The sequence below is a fragment of the Gracilibacillus sp. Marseille-QA3620 genome (assembly GCF_054950035.1).
This window is the reverse complement of the sequence record NZ_CM143102.1, coordinates 1,006,151-1,030,696: the sequence shown is the minus strand read 5'-3', so window position 1 is coordinate 1,030,696 and position 24,546 is coordinate 1,006,151. Positions and strand designations below refer to the sequence as shown.

The following is a 24,546-nucleotide window of genomic DNA, read 5'->3' as shown; positions in this document are numbered from 1 at the left end:
TCTGAAGCCGGGGGTTTATTTTATTGAGAGAATTGATTCAACATCTCTTTAGTGGGCATTCCTTTTTGGGCACCCATTTTCGTAATAGAGAGAGCAGCTGCTTTATTGGCAAAACGGATAGCTTCCCCAAGCTTGCTGCCTTCGCAAATCGCTACGCCCAGTGCTCCATTAAAGGTATCTCCTGCACCGGTCGTATCACAAACCTTGACCGAATGGGCAGGAATCTGCCTTTTCTTTCCATTTTCATAATAGAGTACTCCCTCATCACCCAATGTGATGATGAGCTTCGAATATAGTTCTTCATTGGAAAAATCCTTTAAAAGGGCCTGATATTCATGCTCATTAGGCGTTATGTAGTCGGCTGACTGAACGATTTCTGCGGGCAGCTGTGTGATTGGTGCCGGATTTAAAATAGTCCCGGTACCGGCCGCTTTCGCAATCTCCAGTGCCTTTTGCACACAATTAAGCGGTACTTCAAGCTGAACAAGAAGCAGATCACTTTCTTCTATTAGACTCCTGTTCTCTTCAATCCATTCAGGCTTCAACTTATGATTAGCTCCTGGTACAACAATAATGCGGTTATCCCCTTCAGAAAGGATGATACTAGCTGTTCCGCTCGAACCCTCAACCCTTTTGACTGCCTCGGTCTGTATACCTTCTTTCTTCAGAACCTCTAGAAGCTCATCCCCTAAATAATCTCTTCCAAGACAGCCAATCATGGATACCTCTGCTCCGAGTCTGGCTGCAGCAACAGCCTGATTGGCTCCCTTCCCGCCTGGCATGGTCGCAAATGTCTCTCCCATGACGGTTTCTCCAGCTACAGGTACTTTTTTTACCGATGTAACCAGGTCCATATTAATGCTTCCTACTACTACGATTTTGATTGTCATCAAATCACCTCATCTTTTATATAAGATTCCCTTCTAAAAGGCAACCTCATCTCAACCGGTCAGTAGAACATAAAGAAGCTTAGGAGCAATCTCCCAAGCTTATTGGTTTCTTCCTCCGTTTATTTCCGCAACGGATGAGCGCAGCACGAGCTGATAAGGAACAATCATCCTCATAGCCGGACTATCAGGCTCTTTAATTCTCGTTAACAGTAATTTCACGGCCTGGTAACCGAGCGATTCAATATTGATATCGACGGAGGACAGAGGCGGCTTAGATAATTGTGCCAGCAACACATTATTGAAGCTGAAAACAGAAATATCCCCAGGGACATCTATCCCTAGTTCATCTAGCATATTCAGCACACCAAGGCTCATAAAATCATCCGCGACAATCAAGGCAGTTGGAGAATTCTCCAAGTTCATCAACCGCTTAACCGCCTCCTTTCCGCCTTCTAGCATGAAGTCTTCGTGTATAGCATACTCCTTACGCATTGGAATTCCCGCTTCCTTAAGCGCTGCCTCATAGCCCTTCACCCGCTCTATCGTGACAACAAGGTCCGCATTCCCGCCTATAAAGGCGATATCGGTGTGGCCGCAATCCAGCAAGTATTGCGCTACATCCTTGCCAGCCTGAAAGTTATCATTATCCACATGGGTAATACTGCTTTCATATTGATACGGTTTGCCGATGACTACGAATGGAAAATTTGCTTTCCTTAAATAATGAAGCACCTTATCGCCGACCTTCGAATAGAGAAGAATCAACCCGTCCACACGACCGCCATGAACCATTTTCTCTACTTCCCCGTAAATCTCCTCTTCGGTAATCCCCGTCGTGATCTGAAGGCCAAGGCGGTCATCATGCGCCGCCTGGCTCAGCCCCTTCATAACCGTTGGAAAGAAGGGATTTAGGAATGATCCGTCCCCTGATTTCGGCATGATGATACCAAGTACATCACTTGATTTACTAGCCAGACTTCTTGCGATGAAGTTCGGGTGATAACCAAGTTCACTCATCGCCTTCCGCACTTTTCTCTTTGTCTTTTCACTGATTCGCGGATTGTTGGCAATCACTCTTGATACTGTAGACGGAGCCACATTTGCCAATTTTGCAACATCCTTTATGGTTACTGCCATACAATCAGCCTTCCTTTCTTAGCAGCTTTACAGGAGATACACAACCGTCTCATAGGGAGATAGGAGGAATGGATTTGATTGCCTGTCCTTCTTCTCATAATTGCTTAGGATCATTTCCATCTCTTTACCGGCAAAATCCGGCAATTCAACGGCTTGCTCTTCTCTGCTGAAATTATTAATAATTAATGCCGTCTGTTTCCCGTCATTACGAGAATAGGCGAATATATGCTGATCATCTTCCAAATGAAGCTTGAAATCCCCATAAATTAAGCATTCATGCTGTTTACGCAGCTGAATCATCTGCTTATAGAAATGAAGAATAGATTGAGGATCATCCTCTTGCTTCCTCACATTGATTTCTTGATAGTTAGGATTGACCTTCATCCAAGGCGTTCCCTTCGTGAAACCAGAATTGGACGATGAATCCCATTGCATCGGAGTTCGCGAATTATCTCTTCCGCTCTTCCAGATGATTTTCATTAGTTCTTCATGACTCCTGCCCTTTGCAAGCTCCATATAGTAGAAATTCTTCATGCTAATATCATCATAATCCATTATGGATTCAAATGAGACATTCGTCATCCCAATTTCCTGACCTTGATAAATAAAAGGTGTTCCCTGCATGAAGAAATACATGGCGCCAAGCATCTTAGCGCTCTCTTTCCAATATTTCTGATCATCTCCAAGTGTCGAGACAATTCTAGGTTTATCATGATTTTCGATAAATAGAGCATTCCACCCTTTGCCATGCAAGCCTGTCTGCCATTTATTCATGATTGCTTTATAGGCTGCAAGGTCGAGCTCGGTTTCTGATTCCTTCTCCCACAGAGCCAAATGCTCAAATTGAAAGACCATATTAAAGGCGCCAATCTCCTCATTCACCCAAGGGTCAGAATTCTCACTGCTCACCCCGCTGGCTTCACCGACTGTCATGATATCATAGCGAGAGAATGTTCTTTCTTTAAGCTCCTGGAGAATATCATGAATACCCTCTTGATTCGTATAGAAGGAGAAGCCAGGAATCTGTGACTGGTCATCGGCTTCGGCATTAGGGAAGCCTTCTTTTTTCTTAATATGGCTTATAGCATCAATTCTGAATCCATCAATGCCCTTATCAAGCCACCAGTTAATCATACGATAGACCTCTTCGCGCATCTCCTTGTTTTCCCAGTTCAGATCAGGCTGCTTTTTCGCAAAGACATGCAAATAATATTGCCCGCTTGCCTTATCATACTCCCAAGCACTTCCTGAGAAGATGCTCTCCCAGTTGTTTGGCAGCACATCCTCTGCCCCATCGCTCCAAATATACCAATCCCGTTTTGGAGAATCAGGAGAAGACTTGGATTCAATAAACCATGGATGCTCATCACTTGTATGATTAACAACCAAATCCATGATCAGCTTCATCCCCCGTTTATGCACTTCAGCCAGTAAACGGTCAAAATCCTCCATCGTACCAAATTCATCCATAATATCTTGATAATCACTAATATCATATCCATTATCTTCATTTGGCGATTGATAAATAGGACATACCCAAATCACATCAATCCCTAAGTATTTAATATAATCAAGCTTACTGATGATGCCTTTTAAATCGCCAATTCCATCTCCATTTGAATCCATGAAGCTTTTCGGATAGATTTGATAACAAACTGCTTCTTTCCACCATCTCTTTTTCATAAGCACCCTACCTCACTCAACTCTTTTTCTCCATCAAGCATTCGAAGCCCCCATTCCTACAGGCCCAAAATACAGGTGAAATCATGCAAAAGAAGGGAGCGCTTACACTCCCCCTATATTTTCGCTATCTTTAATTCGTTTGTCTACCCCTTTTCCTCGCAAGGATCAAGAAAAGGATAAAGGCAATAGGAACTAAAATAAGAACAGCCAGGAAGCCATAATTTATGCCAGATTCCTTTTCTACCAAGTAAACTTCGGCCATCTCCCGCTCTAGGGTAATACTAAATGTACCATTCTGTTCCCTGACAAGATCTGTATTCAATTTTCCTCGAAGCTCTTGATTGTCCTGAATAAAGGCTGAATCAAGCTGAATCGTTTTCGTTTTCGAACTGTTATTGATAGCTGCAATCATTGTCTGCTCTTCTGTTTCTCTTTTAAAAACAACCATCCCATCCTCTGATTGCAGGAGCTCCAAATCACCCGTCCTTAGTGCAGGGTACTCTTTCCTAAGAGCAGATAACTGTTTCATATAATCTATGAGCTCTTCGTCTGTGCGGAAATTCATCATTCGATGGTTGTCCGGCTTTTCTCCGCCATTCAAGGCAATCTCAGAACCATAGGTTACAACAGGGATACCCGGCATTGTATACATATAGGTTAAAGCCATCTTCCACCGTGTCCCTGGAAATTGCTTAGCCCGCTCAGTTTCCTTCGTAAATCTTTCTGTGCGCTCTGTATCGACTGAAATGCCTGTGGTATAAGGAGTGTTTAAGGCTCCAAAAAGCGTCTCCCATCTCTTAAACAGGCTGTCCATCTCAACATCTGTCGTTGAAAATGCCTCTCTCATGCCCGTCATCTGCTCTTCATCGAGCATGCCAATGCCCAGCTTCTCTGCTTTATCTGCATCCACATCTCCGATAAAAAAGAAATCCGGACGGTCTTCCCTGATTGCACTAATCATTTCTTCCCAGAAAGACTGGGGTACATAATTCATATAAATAAGCCGATAACCATCAATACCGGTTTCCTTAATCCACCATTTGGCCGCATCAATTAAATAGCTTGAAACCTCCGGATTTTCCTGCGCTAAGTCTGGTTTTCCATCGAGCCAGCCAGTCTCTTGCTTGTCCGTTTGTCCGTTTTCTGTGATGGCTCTCTCTTCATGGAACCAGTCCTTCTTACCATTCTCTTCAAGCCACGGATGACCTTCCCCGACATGATTCACCTGAAAATCCAGCATAATCTTCATATCGCGATCATGTGCTTCCTTGACCAGCTTTCTCAATTCCTCCATTGTTCCATAGTTCTCATTAACGGCCGTAAAATCAAGCGGCGAACCGCCCGTATAATCTCCGTTCATGTTTTGGATAACAGGATTGAGCGCAATGGCCGTAAATCCCATTTCCTTTATGTAATCCAGCTTTTCCGTAATACCTGCAAAGTCTCCCCCTTGATAGGTGTTCATATCATCAATATTGACTTCCTGATCATTTTGTGTATTACCGTTGTAAAATCTGTCTACCATTACATAGTAAATGGCATCATCCTGCCAGTCCGCCGCACTTCCCGGTTTAGAAAAAAGCGGGAAGAGAAGAAGCGGTACAAGCAGGATGACGATGAGTTTTTTCAGCATATTTTGTCCCCCCAAGATTATCCATACAGGATAACCTTATCCTTTCGTCCCTCCTGCCGTCAAACCAGAAACAAAATATTTTTGTAATAGTAAGAAAAGGAGGGCAATAGGGATGGCAATCAAGACAGAACCAGCTGCGAACTTGGTAAATTCAGCTCCAAACTGCTTACCGACCATTGAGTATAACCCAACCGCAAGCGTATACTTCTCACTCGAGCTGATGAGAATCTTTGCAAGAATGAAATCACCAAAAGGAGCCACGAATGAGAATAGAGCCACAACCGCAATAATTGGTTTAGCTAGCGGCATAACAATCTGGAAGAAAATCCGCAAGTGTCCCGCACCATCCATTTTCGCACTTTCATCCAGGTCACGCGGAATGGTATCCAAATATCCTTTCATCAGCCATGTGTTCATTGGAATCTGACCGCCGACATAGAGCAGTACCAAACCAAGATGGGTATCAAGCAAACCTGTTCTCATCGCCAGCACATAGATAGCAATAAGCGCAGCGAAGTTCGGAATCATTTGTAGAATTAAGAATGTCATCAACCCGTTTTTCCGTCCGACAAAGCGGTAGCGGGAAAATGCGTAAGCAGTAAAGGAGACGGAGATGACCGTCAACACCATCGTCATCACACTGATTTTGATGGAGTTAAAATACCAGAGCAGATAATCACTGTTTTCTAAATCGAATAATTCCTTGTAATGGCTTAATGTCGCATTATCCGGAATCATCTTGGAGCCTGATAAGCTGTCGCCCGGATTAAAGGAGGAGCCGATAATCCAGAGAACAGGATAGATGATGATGGCAAACATAATGCCGATGACAAGATAGGTTAATGATAAACGGACGAACTTTCTGCTATTCTTACTCTTCATCACATCATATCCTCCTCTTGGAATGATTTTGTTCTCTTAAACTGCCACAAGGCGACAGACATGACAATCAAGGAAAGAATCATTGTAATAGCCGCTGCTTTTCCATATTGTCCAGCAGTCATGGTTAAACGGTAGATCCAGGAAATCAAAATGTCTGTTCCCCATGCGTTCTGTCCAGCAATCGCCGGTCCGCCATTATTAAATAAGAAGATAATATTAAAGTTATTGAAATTAAATGTGTATTGCGTGATGATAATCGGCGCTGTCGCATAAAGCACGAGCGGAAGGGTAATCTTCCTGAATTTTTGCCATACATTTGCCCCGTCAATTGTAGCTGCTTCATACAGGTCTTCCGAAATGGATTGCAGGACACCCGTTGTCATCGCAAAGATGAATGGGAAACCAAGCCACCCTTGAATCAGAATCAGTGCCAGTCTCGTCCAGTTGGATTCTGTCATCCAGCTGATTGGATCAATGCCGAGGCTAGCCAGGATGGTCGTGTTAATGACACCGAATGATTCATTGAACATTCCTGAGAATACCAAGATCGATACAAACGCCGGAACTGCCCATGGCAAAATGAATACTGTTCGTATAATGGCTTTCCCTTTAAGATCCTTTTGGTTCACCAGTACTGCCAGGAATATTCCCAATGCCACTTGGAGGGTGGTTGCCGCAAATGTCCAAATAAGCGTCCAGCCAAACACGTTGAAGAAGGTCTTTCTCCAAATATCAATCTTGAAAATATCAATAAAGTTTTGCAGCCCAACCCAATCAACCAAATTGGCCGGCGGGGAATGGTAGAGATCATAGCTCGTAAAGGCGAGCAGGAATGAAAAGATAATTGGAAAGATGACGACGAAAACGAGCAGCAATACTCCCGGTGATATAATCAAATACGGGAACCCATTATCAATCAAATTTTGATACTGTTCACGCAAGGAATTTAAAGGAATCCCTAAATCTCTCTTTTTTCCATTCTGATAAGCATCAAATAGGTTGATTCCATATATCACAAGCCCGATGACCGTAATCAGGAGTGCTAGAATTCCATCAATTAATAAACGAATCGAATGATCGAGCATCGGAATCTCTCCGAGTGTGATCAATCCCCAGAATCCTAAATTTAATGTTTGAAAGAATGTAGCAAGATAAATAATGGTTAGGATTAAATACATGGACCCTTTAAGCTTCTGCCCATTATAGAACTGTCCAACCCCAGGTATAATTGAGAGCAGCAAGGCATTCCTCGCGTGTTTCGTCCGCGTTGCTTGTGGCTCGATGTTCATTTGCAGACTTTCCATTTCGGAAGACTCCCCTTTCTTAGGAAAAGAAACTTCTTCTTTTCTTCTTCTCTATAAGAGGATGGGCATTACCCTCAGCATAGGATAATGCCCATCAGGTTCTTTATTTACTGTGATTTGTTTCGATATTTGTTTGTATCGTTTTAGCTGCCTCGTCCATTGCTTCCTGCGGCTTAGCTTTATTGGTTGCCAATGTTTGAAGGGCAGTTGCCATTGGACCCCATACCTCTGCCATTTCTGGAATGTTCGGCATTGGAATCGCATATTGAGATTGAACAGCTACTGCTTTAGAGAACTCGTCATCTGCGATGATTGGATCCTCAATCAGTTTCTTAACAGGCGGGATTTCTTTTGTCTTTTCAAAACGAATCTTGGCATTATCATAGTTTGTCAGGAACTCAACCAATTTCGTTGCCCATTCCTTGTTTTTCGTATAAGCAGATACATGCCATCCCTTAACACCCATGAATGTCGTCATATGCTCGCCATTTGGAAGTGTCGGCATTGGTGTTGCACCTATATCTATTCCAGCATCCATATAGCCTTGGAAAGCCCATGGACCGTTTTGAACGGAAGCTAATTTACCTTCATTGAACAAGCCGTCCTGAGCAGATCCGCCTGATTCTCCGATAACCCCTTTAGGGAACAAGCCTTCTTTATACCATTTTTGGATGTACTCAGCACCTGCCACGGCTCCTTCGTTGTTCAAACCAAGGTCTTCCCTTTGCAAGGCACCATCTTTCTCTCCAAATACATATCCACCCATGCCGCCAATGACTGCGTACGCATGATAGAAGTTATCCCATAAGGCGATGAAGCCGAACTTCTTGCCATCTGTGAAATCTTTGGCAAAATCATATACTTCATCCATTGTAGCCGGTGCTTCAGGCATTAATTCTTTATTGTAAATGAATACCGGTGTTTCGGTTGCCTTTGGTAGGCCATATAATTTACCGTCATATGTTTGTGCTTGGATGGAAGATTCCGTGAATGTATCAAGGACACTTTGTTCAACAGAAATTTCCTGAATCGTCCCTTCTTCAGCCAGCATACCGATTTGGTCATGAGGCAAAGTCAGAACGTCCGGACCTTTGTCAGCTGGTCCATCAAGGCGAATTTGGTTTCTCATATCCTCTGAGATTCCATATTCCTTGAACTCTACTTTAATGCCGTGTTCCTCTTCGAACGCTTTTGCAGCTGGTTCTAAAGCCACACTTTTATCTGTATCTTCCCAAACAACTAATTTCTCAGGTTTATTACCGTCTGAACCGCTTCCCTCTTTGCCTCCTGCACTTTCTTCTCTATCTGGTCCGCAGGCTGCAAGAATACCAACTGCAAGCATTAACACCATTACAATGGAGAATGCTTTCTTCATGGGTCAACCCCTCCTCTTATTATGTAGCCAAGAATACAAACGGTTGCACAAAGTGACAAAATAAAAAGGCAGTGAAATAACATGCTTCGACATATTCACCCTATGAAAGCGATTGCAATCTTAACACCTTTATTATACTGTATTATCAATAATTAACAATACATTTTTACCAAATTTTTAAAAGTGTTACAAAACTGCCACTTTTGGGTAAATAATAACAGTTTATCCGAGTAATTTATGATTTCATTGAACTTTCAGCTTAGAATAGCTATAGTAAAGAATAGAATCAATGCAAGCGATTGCACTTTGAGAGGAGAGAAAGTATGGATAAATCATCGGTTATACATTTCGCACGAGACCAGTTTCTTTATAGTTCATCCCTGGATTCCATCACCATCATGATTATGGCGAAAAAAGGGGACATCGCTAAAATGGAGCTCGTCCATGGAGACCCTTATGATTTCAAAGGATCCAACTGGATCTATAAGACTACAGACATGCGCTATACCGGAAGTGATGAACTCTATGATTACTATCGTAAGACAATTGAACTGCCCCATCGCCGGGCCCGCTATGCTTTTCGCCTTACAGATCATGAAGGAAAAACAGCCTATTTCTCTGAGAAGGGATTCTACGATAAGCTGCCTGAAGTAGGTCTGCTATTCGCCCTTCCTTACCTGCATCATACAGAAGTATTCAGCGCACCGGATTGGGTAAAGGACACAGTCTGGTATCAAATATTTCCTGAACGTTTTGCCAATGGGAATAAGGAGCTGGACCCTGAAGGAACACTTGAGTGGGGCAGCGCGGACCCGACTCCGGAAAACTTCTTCGGCGGTGATCTTGAAGGGGTTATCAATCATTTAGATTATTTAAAGGAGCTAGGCATCACAGGCATTTACTTCACCCCCATCTTCCATGCTTTCTCTAACCATAAATATGACACGATAGATTATATGGAAATCGACCCGCAATTTGGTACGAAGGAAACCTTAAAGAAGCTTGTCGATGAAGCCCATGATCGCGGCATTAAGGTCATGCTGGATGCCGTCTTCAATCATAGCGGTTATCATTTCAAGCCATTTCAGGATTTACTTCAACATGGGGAGGCATCTAAATATAAGGATTGGTTCCACCCACATTCCCTTCCTCTCGATGAACAGAAGGTCAATTATGATGCATTTGGGTATGTGGCATCTATGCCGAAATTAAATACAAAAAATCCAGAGGTCAAAGAATATTTACTCCAAGTCGCGAAACACTGGATTCTGGAGTGCGGAATTGACGGCTGGCGGCTCGATGTCGCCAATGAGGTTGATTTCGATTTCTGGCGCTCATTCAGAAAGACCGTCAAAGAAGAGAAGGAGGATGCCTATATCCTCGGGGAGATTTGGCATGATTCCATGCCATGGCTGCGCGGCGACCAATTCGATGCCGTGATGAACTATCCATTCTTAACAGCAATCCTTGAAATGTTCTCCTCTGAGACATTGGAGCCGACCGAATTCGCTGAGAAGATGACAAAGGTCTATCATATGTATCCTCATACAGTAAACAAGGCCGCTTTTAATCTGATTGGCAGCCATGACACACCGCGGATTCTGACTGAATGCCAGGGAGATATCAAGAAAGTTAAACAAATCTATACGATCCTGTTAACTTTCACTGGCACGCCTTGCATTTATTATGGAGACGAGATTGGTATGGATGGCGGGCAGGACCCCGGCTGCAGAAAATGCATGCCATGGGATGAGAATGAACAAGACCGGGATATGTTTGAACATGTACAAACATTGATTGCTCTGCGCAAAGAACATCCCGTTCTTGCCAATGAAGGAGATTTGCTGTTTGTCCATATTGACTCAGAGGTCGTCATGTATAAACGAGAATCTGCGAATGCAGATGCTTATGTCCTTATTAATCTAGGAGATAACGAAAAAGAGCTTTCCATAGAGGAATGTGTTGGTGCCTCTCTTCTATATGCTAATCCAGAGACATCCTTTACAGATACGTTGTCCATATCCAAACGAGGATTTGCCATCTTGAAAAAGGAGAAATGAGTTCAAGCAGGTGCATTGCGCACCTGCTTTTCTATTACATTAAGATTCCTTTAATCTAGCTGACCAAATCAAAAAGAAAATCGGCAGGAGAAAGCAAAGCCCTATTAGGATGACAGCAATGATAAGCTGGATAATATGGTCCTCCCCGGCAGCCTCCTTCAGGAAGGCTAGATTCATGAAGATGATTGATATAGACGCTAAATATTGCATATGCGTCATCATTCTTCTCCCCTTCATATACTGGAAGTCTTTGTTTTTATCTGTCAGATTAAAATACGTATAGCTCTCGGGTCTCCGTTTAAGAAACCCTAAGATAAGCCAAGCAGCCAAACTGATGACAGGCAAAATAAATAATATATACTTACTCCCAAATCTATCTGCCTGGCCATCCGTATAATGAATGGCAATCTCATTCGGCAGATTTCCCCATTCAACAAACAAAAAAATGAAATGCACGACCAGTACCGCCAGATAAGCAGCCAATGAAGTTCGATCAAGATTATCCCCTTTATGAACCAATCCTCCACCTCCGCTAAACGTAGATATCTTATTATATCATCGTTCACTTTCACGAAATGACTATCCAATAAAAAAACCTGACGCGCTTTGGCGGCAGGTAGCAGGTCAATCCTCTATCTGGATATGATAATGCTTAAACCATAAGTCAACCTGAATCAAGTATGCAAGCAATTGCGGTCCATTCATCAATTGCCCGTACCAAGGAGTTTTGAAGGAGGCTCCGCCTGTATCAATGAGTTCCTTGAGCTGTTCTTTATCAAAGAATTCCAACAGCGGTGAATTCCCGTCCTCCAGAAGCTCCGTCAGCCAATCCTTTGCCAGCTTTGTATACAAAGGATGATGTGTTTTCGGATACGGACTTTTCTTGCGATAAAGCACCTCCTCCGGCAGCACCCCCTTGAGCGCCCTGCGCAGGATTCCTTTTTCACGGTTATCAGCCATCTTCATCTCCCATGGAATATTCCATGCATATTCAACAAGACGATGGTCGGCAAACGGCACCCTTACCTCAAGGCTCGCCCCCATGCTCATCCGGTCTTTCCGGTCCAGAAGATTGGTCATGAACCATGTCATATTCAAATAGAATAATTGTCTTCTTTTCTGCTCCAGCTCAGATTCCCCATCAAGAAGCGGCGTTTCTGCCAAGCTTTCCTTATATCTTGCTTTCATGTATTCTTCGAGATTGAGCTTGGTTTGCCAGTCGCTTCTAAGTAATGCCTGCCTTTCCTTGATCGACCTCATCCAAGGGAAAGCATCGTTAGATAGACTTTCAGGGTTATGGAACCATGGATAACCGCCAAAAATCTCATCGGCGCATTCCCCTGACAGACCGACGACAAAATCCTTTTTAATATTTCGGCAGAACCATAGCAAGGAGGAATCAATGTCTGCCATTCCCGGTAGATCCTTAACCATAACGGCTTCTGAGAGATTCGTAATTAAGTCCTCCTGGCTGATGACACAATAATGATGATTGGTGCCAAATTCATTCTTCATTAACTCAATCCAATATCCATCTGAGTTAGGCTGGAAATCGTTTGCAACAAAATGGGTCGCATTATCCTCATAATCAATGGAATACGTATGAAGCGGCGCCTTCCCTTCCGCATGGAATTGCTTAGCAGCAATCGCTGTAATTGCGCTGGAATCCAGGCCTCCAGATAAGAACGTGCAAAGAGGTACATCTGAAACCAGCTGCCTCTTTACGGCATCTGTCACCAGATAGCGAACCTGTTCGACCGTTTCATCAAGGGTTCCCTCATGTGCCTCACTCTTCACATTCCAATACCGCCAAATCGACAATCCATCACGGCTGAAGATCATGGCATGGGCAGGTCTTAGTTCAGCAATATTCTTGAATACACCTGCACCAGGCGTACGAGAAGGCCCGAGTGAAAAGACTTCTGCTAATCCTTCACGCGTAATGACCGGTTTTACATCCGGGTGGGCAAGCAGTGCCTTGATCTCAGAGCCAAATAGGAACTGGCCATTCTTTAAGGAATAGAAAAAAGGCTTAACACCAAGCCGGTCCCTCGCAGCAAAGAGCTGCTGCCTCTCTCCATCCCAAACGGCAAAGGCGAATATCCCATTGAAAAAATCCACGCATTTTTCTTTCCATTCCATATAGGCTGTTATCAAGACTTCTGTATCCGAATGACCCTTAAATGAATATCCTTTTAATAAAAGTTCTTTTCTAATATCTTCGGTGTTATACAATTCTCCATTGTAGCAAAGGACATACTTGTGGCCGTTTTTTTCACGGGCCATCGGCTGCTTTCCGCCTTCTGGATCAACGACGACCAGCCGCTTATGCCCAAGTCCAACATGCTTATCATCCCAGATATTCATGTCATCCGGTCCTCGCTTGGAGAGGGTATTCGTCATAGCCGTTAAAATCATTTTTTCCTGATTAATCGATCTGTCGTATTCTACCCATCCAGTAATACCACACAAAATAACATCATCCTTTCAAAACAAGCCTGTGGCCCATTCCTGCTTACATGATATGCATTACTCAAATAGATGGTTAATTGTCCAGAGTTTCAAGAGTCGGGTTATAAAAGGCACCGTTTATGTCAATCAATAAGATAGGTGCCAATTAACACATTTCAACAGGGCTTAATCCTGGCTGGCTAATCCCTGTTTACTGCATTTGGAGGCGCGAACATGAACAATCAGCTGCGAACACAACTGTTAAGTGCCCAGAAAAGGGCGCACACAGAAGGCGTTTTTGAGAACATTAATGACCAATGGGTGTTTTTTGATGAAGAGACCGATGAAGCCTATCCTTTAGAGGAATACATGAACAATGAAATCTCCATCTTCCGAAACAACCGCTGGCGCAAAGGAATCCTTGTCGAGGACGGCAAGCTCTTATGCGGATCGGAATTAATCTTCATCATGGATGAAGACCGGGTCCGAATCAAAAAGAATCTGCTTTATTCACTTGAACGATTACTAGATGAGCTTTACGATGATGCCTTCTATCAATTCGTCACAGCCTTAAATGGAATGAACTTCTCCATCTATGACTGTATTTACGGCTATAACCAGCTATCCTTCATGACATCCGACCATCTCTCTGGAACCAATTTTTATATATTTGATAATGGAGAATATATATGCTCTGTCCATCATCATTTCAACCAGAAAGAGAAGGATCACAATCGTTTTGAGTTCACCTTGAATACAGGAAAGAAAGTCCTTATTGAAAAATTATTATCGTAAAACAGAAGAAAAAGGGCAGCTCCATAAGCTGCTCGATTAGAAAAACAGGTGATGAATGATTTCTTATCATTTCGTACCTGTTTTTCTTGTTTTACCTGCAAATTTGGATTTTCTGGATTTGTCTATACTTTGTCCTATGCTTTGTTCTCTTTGAATGGGGAAAGGGTGGGGGTTCTATGGGCTTTGGGTGGGCATCGTCTGGCTTTCCCCACACTTTGCCAACCCTTCACCCCTTTGCATGGGATTAGGGTGGACTTTCTTTGGGCTTTGGGTGGGCATCGTCTGGCTTTCCCCACACTTTGCCAACCCTTCACCCTCCTTGCATGGGATTAGGGTGGCCTTTCTTTGGGCTTTGGGTGGGCATCGTCAGGCTTTCCCCACACTTTGCCAACCCTTCACCCCCCTTGCATGGGATTAGGGTGGCCTTTCTTTGGGCTTTGGGTGGGCATCGTCAGGCTTTCCCCACACTTTGCCAACCCTTCCCCCTTTGCATGGGATTAGGGTGGACTTTCTTTGGGCCAAGAGTGGGCATCGTCTGGCTTTCCCCACACTTTGGCCACCCTTCACCCCCTTTGCATGGGATTAGGGTGGACTTTCTTTGGGCCAAGAGTGGGCATCGTCTGGCTTTCCCCACACTTTGGCCACCCTTCACCCCCCTTGCATGGGATTAGGGTGGCCTTTCTTTGGGCTTTGGGTGGGCATCGTCTGGCTTTCTCCACCCTTTGCCCACCCTTCACCCCCTTTGCATGGGATTAGGGTGGACTTTCTTTGGGCTTTGAGTGGGCATCGTCTGGCTTTCCCCACCCTTTGGCCACCCTTCACCCCCTTTGCATGGGAATAGGGTGGACTTTCTTTGGGCTTTGGGTGGGCATCGTCTGGCTTTCCCCACCCTTTGGCCACCCTTCACCCTCCTTGCATGGGATTAGGGTGGCCTTTCTTTGGGCTTTGGGTGGGCATCGTCTGGCTTTCTCCACCCTTTGCCCACCCTTCACCCCCTTTGCATGGGAATAGGGTGGACTTTCTTTGGGCCAAGAGTGGCGGACATTCTCCTGTTCTAGTTGTAACCGCTTGACTGGTTTTATCAGCTAATCAAAAACCACAAAAAAACAAACCCACAAGCCTGCTTCACAGTGCTTCTGCGTCAATCTTTTTAAGCTGTTCTTCGTCAGGTCATCTTCTTACTGCATAAAAAAAGCTGAAGACGTCACCTGAGAAGTCAGGTTCTTGTCTTCAGACTTATCCTCTCCTTGTAAAGGAGATTTCGTTCATATTATCCGAATAGCTGAATGCCTAATGGCAATCTGAATCCGAGAAGCAGCGCTAGCACAAATGCAATCCAGAATTGAATCAAGAATGATTTGTATGGTTTTCCTTTAGAACGTTTGACCGATGTCATTTCCATCGATACGATTACCCAAAGACCGATGATGGCCTTCCCGATATATTCCCCATTAATATTGGAAATGCTAAAGAGAAGCATCGCGCCTGTGACGATAATCAATATGTATAGCACCCGATTGATCATCATCGTGATTTTCAATGATTTTCCCGTCATCTTAAAGGATACAAAGAATAAGATGATGGCCAAAAGCCACATAGAAATATGTTCTACTGTTCCGCCCACTAGATTTCCCCACCTTTCCTACTGACATCAATACCATCGTAGCATAATCTTTTTTCGAGTTCGAAGAATATGTCTTATGATTGGACTTTATTCACCAAGGTTCCAATTGATTCGACACAAATCTCAATCACATCGCCATCCTTCAAGTAACGAGGGGGCTTAAATCCTTTGCCGACACCGGCCGGGGTTCCTGTCGCAATAATGTCTCCAGGCTCCAGGGTCATTCCTTTAGAGAGAGTAGCGATAATCTCATCAATAGGGAAGAGGAATAAGGATGTTCGCGCATGCTGCCTTACCTCTCCATTCACCTTTGTTTCAATCTCAAGGTCTCGTGCATCTCCTGCTTCATCCTTTGTGACAATCCATGGTCCGATTGGGCAGGTGCCGTCGAGGCTTTTCCCCAGGAAGAATTGCTGATGTCTTGCTTGAAGATCCCTTGCCGTTATATCGTTCAAGATGGTGTAACCGAAAATATAGTCCTCTGCCTCATCTCGCGAGATAGCCTTGCCTTTCTTTCCGATAACTACGGCAAGCTCCCCCTCATAATCCAGCTCATTTGTTACACCTTCATGCAGCGGTATCGGCTGCCCGTGGCCAATGACGGTTGTTGGCGCTTTTGTAAACACAATCATATTCTCTGGCGGTGTTCCGTCAAACTCTCTTGCATGGGCAGCATAGTTCTTCCCAATGCAGAATATATTCTTGTTCGGCTTAATTGGGGAGGCATATTGAAGAGATTCTACGGCCAATCCCTCCATGTCTGTCAAATTAAGCTTAGCTAGGTCAGACAGCCACTCAGACGAATGCTCAATGAGCGTATTCAAATCCGTCGGAATTCCCTCCATCTTTTCCCGAACAGATTCCAGTGGATAAAATAACTCACCTTCTATTACCCCAGCTTTCTCTTTTCCCTCTATTACAACCGTTGCCAATTTCATTCTACAATCCCTTCCTTTCTTTTATAAACCTGCAAGCCAGGCTTTTAGTTCTTTTCGGCTTCTAAAATGATACACACGCTTCTCTTCCATCTTCTTCAGCTTTTCACGCAGCAAAGGAGCTTTCTCCTTTTCAAAGTTCCAGACCCATTTAACAAATTCCCAGTCGAGCTTCTCCTTACATCCTTCTGTCATATCAGGGCGTGAACGTTTTCGATACACAATTCGGCGTTTAACAATTCCATAGATGTTCATCCACCTTGAATAGTCGAGAAAAATAATCGTATCCGCTTCCTTCAGCCGGATATCCATGGTACCTGAATAATTGCCGTCGATGATCCAAACCCGCTCACGAGCAAGCTCCGCAACTTTCCTCCCCCATTCTTTCTTAGGCATTGGCTCCCAGCCTGGTTTCCAAAGAACCGTATCTAAATGATGAACGGGCAGGCCCGTGCGCTGCCCAAGCTCCCTGGAAAGCACAGACTTTCCTGCTCCCCCGCTTCCAATAATCATAACTCTTTCCATCGCTCGCCCTGTTCCTTCTCTTTAGTAGTAAGCCTGAATGACTGCTTCTTTCCATATGTCGCCACACGCCATACATATTCAACAGGACCCATTTTGTATGATTTAAGCCAATAGGCAGAGAAAACCGCTTGAACTGCGACAAAAAGGATAGCAAGAATCGTCCCTATGAGCATGCCAATCTGGTTGTAAAAACCGAGGCCATACGAATAAAAAATGAATGTCCAAAAAATGGATTGAGTCAGATAATTGGTCATTGACATCCGGCCAAGCGGAATGAAAGGCATGGTCAATTTTCTAAAGGAAGAAAATCGTTCATACGTAAGAGTGATACCTGTCATATAAGCCAAGGCCAATAAGGGACCGCCAAAGCTGTCCTGCATAAATAAGCTTCCTACCGTAAATCCATCGTAATACGGGTATATTTTCAAGCCTATGCCAACAACGGCGGAAAGCCCAAACATCCAGCGCAGCTTCCTCCGATGGCTGCTGATGTCCTTTAGCCAGCCAAGCTTTGCAAAGGACATGCCGGCAAGGATGCAAGGAAAAATGGACAGAAAGAGGAAGATAACATTTAGCGACCCATTCACCGCCATCCATTCCTCAAAACGAAAGGAAAAGATATCCGAAACACTGCCGCTCCCATAAACCTGTACAGCTTCCCGTGCCTTTGCCCAGTCTGTCTCCACCGCCATCTCATCTGGAAACATAACACTACTGAGGATTGTCAATGAGCCGAGCAATCCATATGGAATCGTATACAGCAAAACGGCCATCTTTAGCAGCGCTTTACCTGAAAGTTTATAAACCAGCAGGATGAACCAGCCGCAAATGGCATACGAGATCAAGATATCTCCATGCCAAATGACAAAGGCATGAATAATACCTACAAGAAGGAGAAAAGCCATTCTTCTGGAGAAAAGAAGTGGAAAGGAAATTCCCTTCTTGATTGTCCTTTCCATTAAAAGGATGGCTCCGAACCCAAATAAAAACGCGAACATTGGATAAAAGCTCCCTTGAGCCAAAACATCTACCAACGCATATGTAATGTAATCCGCTCCGCTCCAATAATCAGCTTGCAAATAGAGAAATGGAGCATGAAAATCAATCATGTTGACCAACAGGATACCAAGAATGGCTACTCCCCTTAACAGGTCAATTACCGTCAATCGTTCACTTCTCGAAACAGAATGCATATATCCCCCTTATCAATAGTCAGAATAGACAAACTACTATTCTCATTTTAGCAGGTTCTTCCTTGTTCTGTTATTAAAAGACCTTTTATAAGATAACTGTATAAATCGTTACTCTTCTCTTATATGAAAGGGCTGCGGTTTTTCTTGATTGTCTCACGTATTCGCCCAGTCGGCATATACTGATTGGAGGGATTGATCTGATTAAGTCATTCTAAGAAGGTGAGAATATGCCAGGTATAGTCGGAGTCGTGCAAATCCTCCAAATCGGAAGCAGCGGGGTCTTCAATATTGGAGATATTTACAAAGTGACCCCGTATTCCAATGCAAAAACCTTCTCAGGGGCCGGTTCCTTCAACACCGGGGATTACGTGGCGGTCAACAATCCATACAGTGCCACGAATACGTATGACGCCGATGCTATTGACGAACCAATTGCATTTACTTTATAGGGGTGGAAGAGATGAATTTCTTTATTAAACAGAGCATTAATATAAATATGATTAGGATTAATGCCATTGCCAACTCGTCTGTCTTTCAAATCGGAAGCACAGGAATCATTAAAGCACAATCCTATTTATCGAATAGCGGCGAATTTACAGCACCGGCACCTGAACCAAAACATCCATTATTTCAAACTGCGCAGGAGACATCACAAGTGAAGATTATGGATTAAAAAAGGGGTGAATTCAGTTTTGCAGTATAACCTGACCCAGCTTCTCTTTCAGTTGCAGCAAACCATCCAAAGCCAAAAGGAATCCATATGCCAACTTGAGAATAATCTGGCTCAATTACAGGGCGATCTTCTCGAATTGAAACAACAAAACCCTGTACGCATCGATAAGATTGAATATAATTTCGATCAATTGAAAATTGAACGGCTTGAGGGCACATTGAATATTGGCTTATCTCCACAAGATTTAAACGACATAGATGAATTTGCCGTCAATGGCCAGGCTCCTTTTGCTCCCTTCCTATTCCCAGGTCGAGAAGAATTTGTTCATCAGTTATCAGATGAAATTATTCAAGGGTTCCATAAGGATAAGGATGAAATCTTTTCGGAGGCTGAGCGACATTGCAGCAGGAAAGCAGACGGGGATATGCGGTCATTCATCACAGATGATCTAGCACGGCAGGTGCCGCAGCGCATCAATCACTATCTTGACCAAACACCAGCTTATAACAGGCATGAACAAAAGCTGCCGCAGGTGCGCGAGCAAATACTCGAAGTCATTCACACCGATATCCAAAATGCCATTAACCGCTTTTTGCAGGTTTATCCTGAATCCATGAAGGAGGATTCCAAATGAATTTCCAAGTCATTAATGAACAATTATGCGTAGGAAATATTCACCTCATTTCCATCTCCAGTTCTTCAGCTTTAAAAGTAGGGGATACAGAGGTCATGCAGTTATTCACTGCCTCTGATATTCCTCCACAAGCACTAGAGTTTGGTCCTTTACAGCCAATCGTAACGAGATAAGGCAGATTATGTGGGAGAGAACATCCATCGTTAACAATATCCATGTATCCATTCTTTCACGGGGAGCCATTTTTGAGGTTGGAGAGATTCAATATTTCCGCACCAGCGATAATGTCTTGGCCTATCAAAGAGAGCAGGAACTATTTTTTGGTCAGGAAGGAAACTTTGGGGATTATAAAGTGTTCTATGCTGAACCAGATTTTGAGCCCGTCTATGAACCTATCCAAATGAGCTTTTTGAATCCGAATCCGTACATCTATGTAGGCGGTATCCAATCTCAGGCCGTTTCCAGTTCATCTATTCTTCAGATTGGCAACGGCCGATATATGCGCCATGAAACAAGAGTCATGAATATAAGGCAATTATTGAGTAACAGGCAGACCAAGGAAGGAGGGGATTAATATTGCCGGCTCTAGTTGGTTCGGTACAAATCTTAAATGCGGGCAGCGGTGTCATTCAATTCGGTGATTCCTTGGTTATCTCGCCTAAGTTCGCTAATAAAAGTGTCAATGGATCAGGTTCAGGTATCACGGGAGGTCTCATCTTTGATACGAATGGCTTGAGTGCAAACTCTGTCATTGACATCAACGGAATAGACCAGCCGATTACGGGGAATTACTAAACCTAAGGCAGCCTCCTACAGTGGAGACTGCCTTTTTTTACATTCAATATCAAAAAAAACATGTCTGTCGTCACGGTATTCAACAAAAAAATCCGTTATTGTTATCGTGACAAATAAACTGAAAGAAGTGTGAATAGACTATGTCCTTTTATCTATCACTAACTCCTTATTATGATGCCATCTTTCCAACCAATGAAAAGGCATTATCCTTTATCGCATCCCAATTTAAAAAAGGCGCCTCCTTGCTTGATGCGGGCGCAGGCACTGGAAATATGGCCGTCTCTCTAGCCAAGCAAGGGTTCCAGCTGACCGCTATGGAACCGGAGGGCGTGATGGCGGAACAAATCCGCTCAAAGGCTGAGTCCGGTCATCTTCCAATTGCCGTTACAACGAAAACTATGCAGCAATTGGACGAGCTTGAGGGGTCCTTTGACGGCATTTATTGCATTGGCAATACCCTGGTTCATCTGCATGACGAGCAGGAAATTCGCAGCTTCTTCAAACAAGTGTTTCAAAAGCTCAATAATGGAGGCCGCTTAATTTTCCAAATTGTCAATTATGATAAGGTACTGAAAAGCGGAGACTTTACTTTTCCTGTTATGGAGAAGGATTCATTCACATTCATGCGCGAATATGAGCTTGATGGTGACCATATTCTGTTTACCACATCCATTTCCCAAAACGGCTCTACCATCAAGAACACGATTCCCTTATACCCGGCTACCTCAAAGAGGCTGCTGTCCTTGCTTCAGGACTGCGGGTTTAAGACTGTCAGCATGTACGGAAACTTTAAGAGCAAGGAGTATTCTTCTCCTCAATCTCCTGCTCTCATTGTCTCAGCCGTAAAGCCTAGCTAAAGAGAAGATCCTCCAGGGCGGCAGCATCACAAATGGTGATCTGCCTCCCTGATTGCTTGATGTATCCTTCCCGTTGAAAGAAAGAAAGCTTCCTGCTTAATGTCTCCCTTGTCGTACCGAGCATCGAAGCGGCATCCGTTTTATTGACTGGGAACTCAAAGCTCTCCTTACCACTCTTCTCGGCACATTGCAGAAGAAAAGCAGCCAGCCGTTGTCCTACATCATGATGACTAATCTGGCTCAAGGTTAGCTCGGCACGTTCCAGTCTCTCACTCAGCTGATGGAATAAGTTAAAGACCAAACTTGGGCTTTTCTCTAATATTTGTTTAAACAATCGGCCTTCTAAAATACAAACCTCCGTCATTTCAAGTGCTTCGGCGTTGGATGGAAGCGGACTGTTCCTAAATAAAGAAAGCTCACCGAAAAAGTCACCCTCCTGGATGATTCGGACGATTTGCTCACGCCCCTCACCTGAGATATAGGTGATTTTCACTTTCCCTTTACGCACAATAAACAAATTATCATTCAACTCGCCAGCTATATAAACGGCTTCTCCCTTTTTATACGTTCTATGGGTAATAATCTTTGAGAGCTCCAACAACTCTTCGCTTTTCAAGCTTTTGAAAATAGGCACAAAAGCTAAGCAAGATTTTCTACTGCATTGCAAACAAGTCATTATGTAACTCCCCCCTGCTTAAAACATCTAGTTAGATTGATGGCATTTCGCCATTCCCTATTGTCCTTCATTATGTCTTAACTGACTAGATAAAATACTTTTCCAAGATGTGATGCCGGTCACATTCAATCCATTTAATTCATGCTACTTTTTACATAAAGGTTCAGTATTAAAGAGGTGAAATAATGATGAAAATCATTCAACTGAATAACTCATTGTATGACATTTGTCAAAAACATCCTGAGGTAATCTCGATTATGAGTGAACTGGGATTTACACATATTAATAAACCAGGGTTGCTCCAGACAGCCGGCAAGATTATGACAATTGAGAAAGGCTGCAAAATGAGAGGCATCCCATTCGATATGGTTGCAAAAACATTTGAACAGCATGGATTCACATTAATGGAGGATTGATTGAAATGAGCGAAATAATCAATAATCGTGAACAAACTCAATTAACAAAAACCGAGCGTCAGGAACTTCTAAAAGAAATCATCATCAATCTGCATAACGGACGCAGTGTCGACGAAGTAAAGGAGCTCTTTGAAAAGGCTGCAGGTACTATTTCTGTTGAAGAGATTTCTCAGCTTGAACAAGCACTTATCGAAGAAGAGGGTATCCCCGTCTCAGAAGTCCAGCGTCTTTGCTCCGTACACACCGCTGTATTTAAAGGCGGAATTGAAGAAATCCACCGAAGCAGCAAACCAGAGGAACAGCCAGGCCACCCAGTCCATACATTTAAGCTTGAGAACAGAGAAATCGACATGCTCGTTAATTTCAAGATTCAGCTGCATTATGAGCGCTTCTTAAAAGAGGACAGCCAGGAAAACGCCCTTAAGCTGCTAGAGGACTTAAATCTTCTGCTCGATATCGATAAACATTACAGCCGTAAAGAAAATCTCTTGCTTCCTTATCTCGAGAAATATGGCATATTAGGTCCTACCCAAGTCATGTGGGGTGTCGATGACCGAATCCGAGATGCCATTAAGGCTGCCAAGCAGGCTTTAACAGTCTATGACGGCACTGGTTTGGACTTCCTGATGAATAAAATGGATTTTGTTATTCGAGAAGTATCTGAAATGATTTTCAAAGAGGAAAACATCCTCTTCCCAATGGCTCTTCAGCATCTGACAGAGGATGAATGGATGAAGATTGCCCATGAAAGTGACGTAATCGGATTCTGCCTAATTAACGGTGCAGCAGAATGGAAGCCTGAAAGAAAAGCATTGGCCGGCTCCGCCATGTCAGAGGGATTCATTAAGATGGAAACAGGCGTACTATCCGTTGAGCAGTTAGAATTAATGCTCAACCACTTGCCGGTAGACATCACCTTCATTGACGAAAATGATGTTGTACGCTACTTCTCTCACGGGAAGGAACGGATTTTCACCCGGACAAAGGCCGTCATCGGCAGAACGGTGCAGAACTGCCATCCCCCGAGAAGCGTCCATGTCGTTGAGCAGCTCCTGCACGACTTTAAATCCGGCCTGAAGGATAGTGAGGATTTCTGGATTAAATTTAAGGACAAGTATATCTTTATCCGTTATTTTGCCGTCTGTGATGCAGAAGGCGCATATAAAGGGACGCTTGAATTCACCCAGAATATCACGCCTATCCAAGAAATTGAGGGAGAAAAACGCATTCTATCCTATTAAGATTTCAGGGAACCTTCTAATTTGAAGGTTCCCTGTTTTATATGAACGATATTTTCCCTTAACTACTTATGCATGAAACAATGCATTCAACTCCCATTCCTCTCTTAAAAGGCCCATTCGGATGGAATCATAATACCTTCCATTATAGTAACGACATTTCCGAAGCCTTGCCTCCATCTTCATGCCAAGCTTTTCACCAAGACAAATCATCCGTTCATTCCCCGACCAAGTAGTAAAACCTACTCGGACCAATGGCAGGGTATTAAACAAATGATTGGTCCATAGACGGAGAGCCTTAGTCCCATACCCTCCATTCCAATACCTCGGATTATAAATGACAATCCCCATTTCCAGCCAAAGGGATGGCTGATGCTCCCAATAATAACTGACGGTTCCAATCACCTCGCCTTTTACCTCAATAACCCACTGTTTATCTTGACCGATAATCTGATCTTTTTTAGCTAAATATTCTTCTAACGGCATTTGCTTATGCTCGAAGTATGGAGCATCCCACTTTTTCCATTCCGGAGACTCTTCTTTATAAATTAATGACCATAATATTGGCAGGTCCTGCTCCATAATTGGCCGAATCACCAGTCCATCAACCCCGCAATACATACTAACTCCCCCTAAATTCACTCTTCTAATGTACTTCTAGGTGATGTCGTTTATTTCCTTCAGATAATCTGTCCAACAGCTAAAAAAAGACTTCCATCATTTCTATTTCCAAATGCATTTTTATTGTATATAATAGCGCTATTCCAATG

26 protein-coding genes are annotated in these 24,546 nt (G+C 43.5%); 11 read left to right on the top strand and 15 right to left on the bottom strand.

All coding sequences use genetic code 11. The features are described 5' to 3' along the window. Positions 1 to 20: 20 nt before the first annotated feature. The 7 genes from rbsK to ACY8DX_RS05195 form a co-directional block, all read right to left on the bottom strand. Positions 21 to 890 (bottom strand): ribokinase, encoded by an 870-nt coding sequence (rbsK, locus tag ACY8DX_RS05225; RefSeq protein WP_462406321.1) that lies wholly within the window; start codon positions 888 to 890, stop codon positions 21 to 23. A 99-nt stretch (positions 891 to 989) separates the two neighbouring features. Next, positions 990 to 2,027, bottom strand: coding sequence for a LacI family DNA-binding transcriptional regulator (locus ACY8DX_RS05220; protein ID WP_439802216.1), 1,038 nt, complete (start codon positions 2,025 to 2,027; stop codon positions 990 to 992). A 27-nt stretch (positions 2,028 to 2,054) separates the two neighbouring features. Next, a complete protein-coding gene (locus ACY8DX_RS05215) occupies positions 2,055 to 3,710 on the bottom strand; it encodes a glycoside hydrolase family 13 protein (RefSeq protein ID WP_439802217.1) in 1,656 nt (551 codons plus the stop codon). A 130-nt stretch (positions 3,711 to 3,840) separates the two neighbouring features. Beyond that, positions 3,841 to 5,343, bottom strand: coding sequence for an alpha-amylase family glycosyl hydrolase (locus tag ACY8DX_RS05210; RefSeq protein WP_439802218.1), 1,503 nt, complete (start codon positions 5,341 to 5,343; stop codon positions 3,841 to 3,843). Between the two features lie 36 nt (positions 5,344 to 5,379). Then, a complete protein-coding gene (locus ACY8DX_RS05205; RefSeq protein WP_049671826.1) occupies positions 5,380 to 6,225 on the bottom strand; it encodes a sugar ABC transporter permease in 846 nt (281 codons plus the stop codon). Next, on the bottom strand, positions 6,225 to 7,520 hold the full coding sequence (locus ACY8DX_RS05200) for a carbohydrate ABC transporter permease (RefSeq protein WP_049673002.1): 1,296 nt from the start codon (positions 7,518 to 7,520) through the stop codon (positions 6,225 to 6,227). Before ACY8DX_RS05200 ends, ACY8DX_RS05205 begins: the two co-directional genes overlap by 1 nt. Before the next feature lie 112 nt (positions 7,521 to 7,632). Then, positions 7,633 to 8,904 (bottom strand): extracellular solute-binding protein, encoded by a 1,272-nt coding sequence (locus ACY8DX_RS05195; protein ID WP_049671827.1) that lies wholly within the window; start codon positions 8,902 to 8,904, stop codon positions 7,633 to 7,635. A 323-nt stretch (positions 8,905 to 9,227) separates the two neighbouring features. On the opposite strand from ACY8DX_RS05195, the gene ACY8DX_RS05190 reads away from it, so the two are divergent. Further along, complete coding sequence (locus ACY8DX_RS05190; protein ID WP_462406320.1) at positions 9,228 to 10,964, top strand: glycoside hydrolase family 13 protein; 1,737 nt, start codon at positions 9,228 to 9,230, stop codon at positions 10,962 to 10,964. Positions 10,965 to 11,003: 39 nt separating this feature from the next. Here the strand turns inward: ACY8DX_RS05190 and ACY8DX_RS05185 are convergent, their stop codons facing one another. Both ACY8DX_RS05185 and asnB read right to left on the bottom strand, forming a co-directional pair. Beyond that, on the bottom strand, positions 11,004 to 11,483 hold the full coding sequence (locus ACY8DX_RS05185) for a DUF1648 domain-containing protein (protein ID WP_049671829.1): 480 nt from the start codon (positions 11,481 to 11,483) through the stop codon (positions 11,004 to 11,006). Between the two features lie 105 nt (positions 11,484 to 11,588). Further along, on the bottom strand, positions 11,589 to 13,436 hold the full coding sequence (gene asnB / locus ACY8DX_RS05180) for an asparagine synthase (glutamine-hydrolyzing) (protein ID WP_462406319.1): 1,848 nt from the start codon (positions 13,434 to 13,436) through the stop codon (positions 11,589 to 11,591). 213 nt (positions 13,437 to 13,649) lie between these two features. Between asnB and ACY8DX_RS05175 the strand changes: the two genes are divergently transcribed. Next, positions 13,650 to 14,210, top strand: a complete 561-nt coding sequence (locus ACY8DX_RS05175) for a DUF2777 family protein (protein ID WP_049671831.1) — start codon at positions 13,650 to 13,652, stop codon at positions 14,208 to 14,210. Between the two features lie 1,270 nt (positions 14,211 to 15,480). Here ACY8DX_RS05175 and ACY8DX_RS05170 read toward each other — a convergent pair. The 4 genes from ACY8DX_RS05170 to ACY8DX_RS05155 form a co-directional block, all read right to left on the bottom strand. Further along, a complete protein-coding gene (locus tag ACY8DX_RS05170) occupies positions 15,481 to 15,834 on the bottom strand; it encodes a YisL family protein (RefSeq protein WP_231589541.1) in 354 nt (117 codons plus the stop codon). Positions 15,835 to 15,908: 74 nt separating this feature from the next. Then, positions 15,909 to 16,772 (bottom strand): fumarylacetoacetate hydrolase family protein, encoded by an 864-nt coding sequence (locus ACY8DX_RS05165; RefSeq protein WP_439803012.1) that lies wholly within the window; start codon positions 16,770 to 16,772, stop codon positions 15,909 to 15,911. 21 nt (positions 16,773 to 16,793) lie between these two features. Continuing rightward, positions 16,794 to 17,294, bottom strand: coding sequence for a DNA topology modulation protein (locus ACY8DX_RS05160; RefSeq protein WP_462406318.1), 501 nt, complete (start codon positions 17,292 to 17,294; stop codon positions 16,794 to 16,796). Further along, positions 17,279 to 18,487 (bottom strand): DUF418 domain-containing protein, encoded by a 1,209-nt coding sequence (locus ACY8DX_RS05155; protein WP_439803010.1) that lies wholly within the window; start codon positions 18,485 to 18,487, stop codon positions 17,279 to 17,281. The genes ACY8DX_RS05160 and ACY8DX_RS05155 overlap by 16 nt, the downstream gene beginning before the upstream one ends. A 227-nt stretch (positions 18,488 to 18,714) precedes the next feature. Between ACY8DX_RS05155 and ACY8DX_RS05150 the strand changes: the two genes are divergently transcribed. From ACY8DX_RS05150 to ACY8DX_RS05120, 7 genes are all read left to right on the top strand, one after another. After that, the gene (locus ACY8DX_RS05150) at positions 18,715 to 18,936 is read left to right on the top strand and encodes a spore germination protein (RefSeq protein ID WP_049671836.1); all 222 of its coding nucleotides are present in this window, start codon (positions 18,715 to 18,717) and stop codon (positions 18,934 to 18,936) included. 47 nt (positions 18,937 to 18,983) lie between these two features. Beyond that, complete coding sequence (locus ACY8DX_RS05145; RefSeq protein WP_462406317.1) at positions 18,984 to 19,160, top strand: spore germination protein GerPB; 177 nt, start codon at positions 18,984 to 18,986, stop codon at positions 19,158 to 19,160. A gap of 7 nt (positions 19,161 to 19,167) precedes the next feature. Next, positions 19,168 to 19,794, top strand: coding sequence for a spore germination protein GerPC (gene gerPC, locus ACY8DX_RS05140; protein ID WP_439803009.1), 627 nt, complete (start codon positions 19,168 to 19,170; stop codon positions 19,792 to 19,794). Continuing rightward, positions 19,791 to 19,967 carry a hypothetical protein gene (locus tag ACY8DX_RS05135; RefSeq protein WP_049671839.1) on the top strand — a complete coding sequence of 59 codons (177 nt, stop codon included), beginning with the start codon at positions 19,791 to 19,793 and terminating at the stop codon, positions 19,965 to 19,967. Before gerPC ends, ACY8DX_RS05135 begins: the two co-directional genes overlap by 4 nt. Positions 19,968 to 19,975: 8 nt before the next feature. After that, on the top strand, positions 19,976 to 20,368 hold the full coding sequence (locus tag ACY8DX_RS05130; RefSeq protein ID WP_049671840.1) for a spore germination protein GerPE: 393 nt from the start codon (positions 19,976 to 19,978) through the stop codon (positions 20,366 to 20,368). 2 nt (positions 20,369 to 20,370) lie between these two features. Next, the gene (locus ACY8DX_RS05125; protein WP_049671841.1) at positions 20,371 to 20,589 is read left to right on the top strand and encodes a spore germination protein; all 219 of its coding nucleotides are present in this window, start codon (positions 20,371 to 20,373) and stop codon (positions 20,587 to 20,589) included. Between the two features lie 140 nt (positions 20,590 to 20,729). After that, on the top strand, positions 20,730 to 21,446 hold the full coding sequence (locus ACY8DX_RS05120; protein ID WP_462406316.1) for a class I SAM-dependent methyltransferase: 717 nt from the start codon (positions 20,730 to 20,732) through the stop codon (positions 21,444 to 21,446). Here ACY8DX_RS05120 and ACY8DX_RS05115 read toward each other — a convergent pair. Beyond that, positions 21,439 to 22,062 carry a Crp/Fnr family transcriptional regulator gene (locus tag ACY8DX_RS05115; protein WP_462406315.1) on the bottom strand — a complete coding sequence of 208 codons (624 nt, stop codon included), beginning with the start codon at positions 22,060 to 22,062 and terminating at the stop codon, positions 21,439 to 21,441. The two genes, ACY8DX_RS05120 and ACY8DX_RS05115, sit on opposite strands and share 8 nt — an antisense overlap. 245 nt (positions 22,063 to 22,307) lie before the next feature. Here ACY8DX_RS05115 and ACY8DX_RS05110 point away from each other — a divergent pair, with 245 nt between their 5' ends. Together ACY8DX_RS05110 and ACY8DX_RS05105 are read left to right on the top strand one after the other, a co-directional pair. Next, the gene (locus tag ACY8DX_RS05110; RefSeq protein WP_462406314.1) at positions 22,308 to 22,538 is read left to right on the top strand and encodes a DUF1858 domain-containing protein; all 231 of its coding nucleotides are present in this window, start codon (positions 22,308 to 22,310) and stop codon (positions 22,536 to 22,538) included. A 5-nt stretch (positions 22,539 to 22,543) separates the two neighbouring features. Then, the gene (locus ACY8DX_RS05105) at positions 22,544 to 23,779 is read left to right on the top strand and encodes a DUF438 domain-containing protein (protein ID WP_462406313.1); all 1,236 of its coding nucleotides are present in this window, start codon (positions 22,544 to 22,546) and stop codon (positions 23,777 to 23,779) included. Positions 23,780 to 23,845: 66 nt separating this feature from the next. Here ACY8DX_RS05105 and ACY8DX_RS05100 read toward each other — a convergent pair whose 3' ends face one another. Then, the gene (locus tag ACY8DX_RS05100) at positions 23,846 to 24,397 is read right to left on the bottom strand and encodes a GNAT family N-acetyltransferase (protein ID WP_462406312.1); all 552 of its coding nucleotides are present in this window, start codon (positions 24,395 to 24,397) and stop codon (positions 23,846 to 23,848) included. Positions 24,398 to 24,546 lie beyond the last annotated feature (149 nt).

Excerpts from the sequence above, each read along its gene's own strand:
- ACY8DX_RS05215 (WP_439802217.1), bottom strand. The coding sequence starts at position 3,710 with ATGAAAAAGAGATGGTGGAAAGAAGCAGTTTGTTATCAAATCTATCCG.
- ACY8DX_RS05190 (WP_462406320.1), top strand. The coding sequence starts at position 9,228 with ATGGATAAATCATCGGTTATACATTTCGCACGAGACCAGTTTCTTTAT.
- ACY8DX_RS05165 (WP_439803012.1), bottom strand. The coding sequence starts at position 16,772 with ATGAAATTGGCAACGGTTGTAATAGAGGGAAAAGAGAAAGCTGGGGTA.
- ACY8DX_RS05110 (WP_462406314.1), top strand. The coding sequence starts at position 22,308 with ATGATGAAAATCATTCAACTGAATAACTCATTGTATGACATTTGTCAA.
- ACY8DX_RS05155 (WP_439803010.1), bottom strand. The coding sequence starts at position 18,487 with ATGCATTCTGTTTCGAGAAGTGAACGATTGACGGTAATTGACCTGTTA.
- ACY8DX_RS05120 (WP_462406316.1), top strand. The coding sequence starts at position 20,730 with ATGTCCTTTTATCTATCACTAACTCCTTATTATGATGCCATCTTTCCA.
- ACY8DX_RS05145 (WP_462406317.1), top strand. The coding sequence starts at position 18,984 with ATGATTAGGATTAATGCCATTGCCAACTCGTCTGTCTTTCAAATCGGA.
- ACY8DX_RS05130 (WP_049671840.1), top strand. The coding sequence starts at position 19,976 with ATGTGGGAGAGAACATCCATCGTTAACAATATCCATGTATCCATTCTT.
- ACY8DX_RS05210 (WP_439802218.1), bottom strand. The coding sequence starts at position 5,343 with ATGCTGAAAAAACTCATCGTCATCCTGCTTGTACCGCTTCTTCTCTTC.
- ACY8DX_RS05100 (WP_462406312.1), bottom strand. The coding sequence starts at position 24,397 with ATGTATTGCGGGGTTGATGGACTGGTGATTCGGCCAATTATGGAGCAG.
- ACY8DX_RS05220 (WP_439802216.1), bottom strand. The coding sequence starts at position 2,027 with ATGGCAGTAACCATAAAGGATGTTGCAAAATTGGCAAATGTGGCTCCG.
- ACY8DX_RS05205 (WP_049671826.1), bottom strand. The coding sequence starts at position 6,225 with ATGAAGAGTAAGAATAGCAGAAAGTTCGTCCGTTTATCATTAACCTAT.
- ACY8DX_RS05175 (WP_049671831.1), top strand. The coding sequence starts at position 13,650 with ATGAACAATCAGCTGCGAACACAACTGTTAAGTGCCCAGAAAAGGGCG.
- ACY8DX_RS05195 (WP_049671827.1), bottom strand. The coding sequence starts at position 8,904 with ATGAAGAAAGCATTCTCCATTGTAATGGTGTTAATGCTTGCAGTTGGT.
- ACY8DX_RS05150 (WP_049671836.1), top strand. The coding sequence starts at position 18,715 with ATGCCAGGTATAGTCGGAGTCGTGCAAATCCTCCAAATCGGAAGCAGC.
- ACY8DX_RS05105 (WP_462406313.1), top strand. The coding sequence starts at position 22,544 with ATGAGCGAAATAATCAATAATCGTGAACAAACTCAATTAACAAAAACC.
- rbsK (WP_462406321.1), bottom strand. The coding sequence starts at position 890 with ATGACAATCAAAATCGTAGTAGTAGGAAGCATTAATATGGACCTGGTT.
- ACY8DX_RS05135 (WP_049671839.1), top strand. The coding sequence starts at position 19,791 with ATGAATTTCCAAGTCATTAATGAACAATTATGCGTAGGAAATATTCAC.
- ACY8DX_RS05160 (WP_462406318.1), bottom strand. The coding sequence starts at position 17,294 with ATGGAAAGAGTTATGATTATTGGAAGCGGGGGAGCAGGAAAGTCTGTG.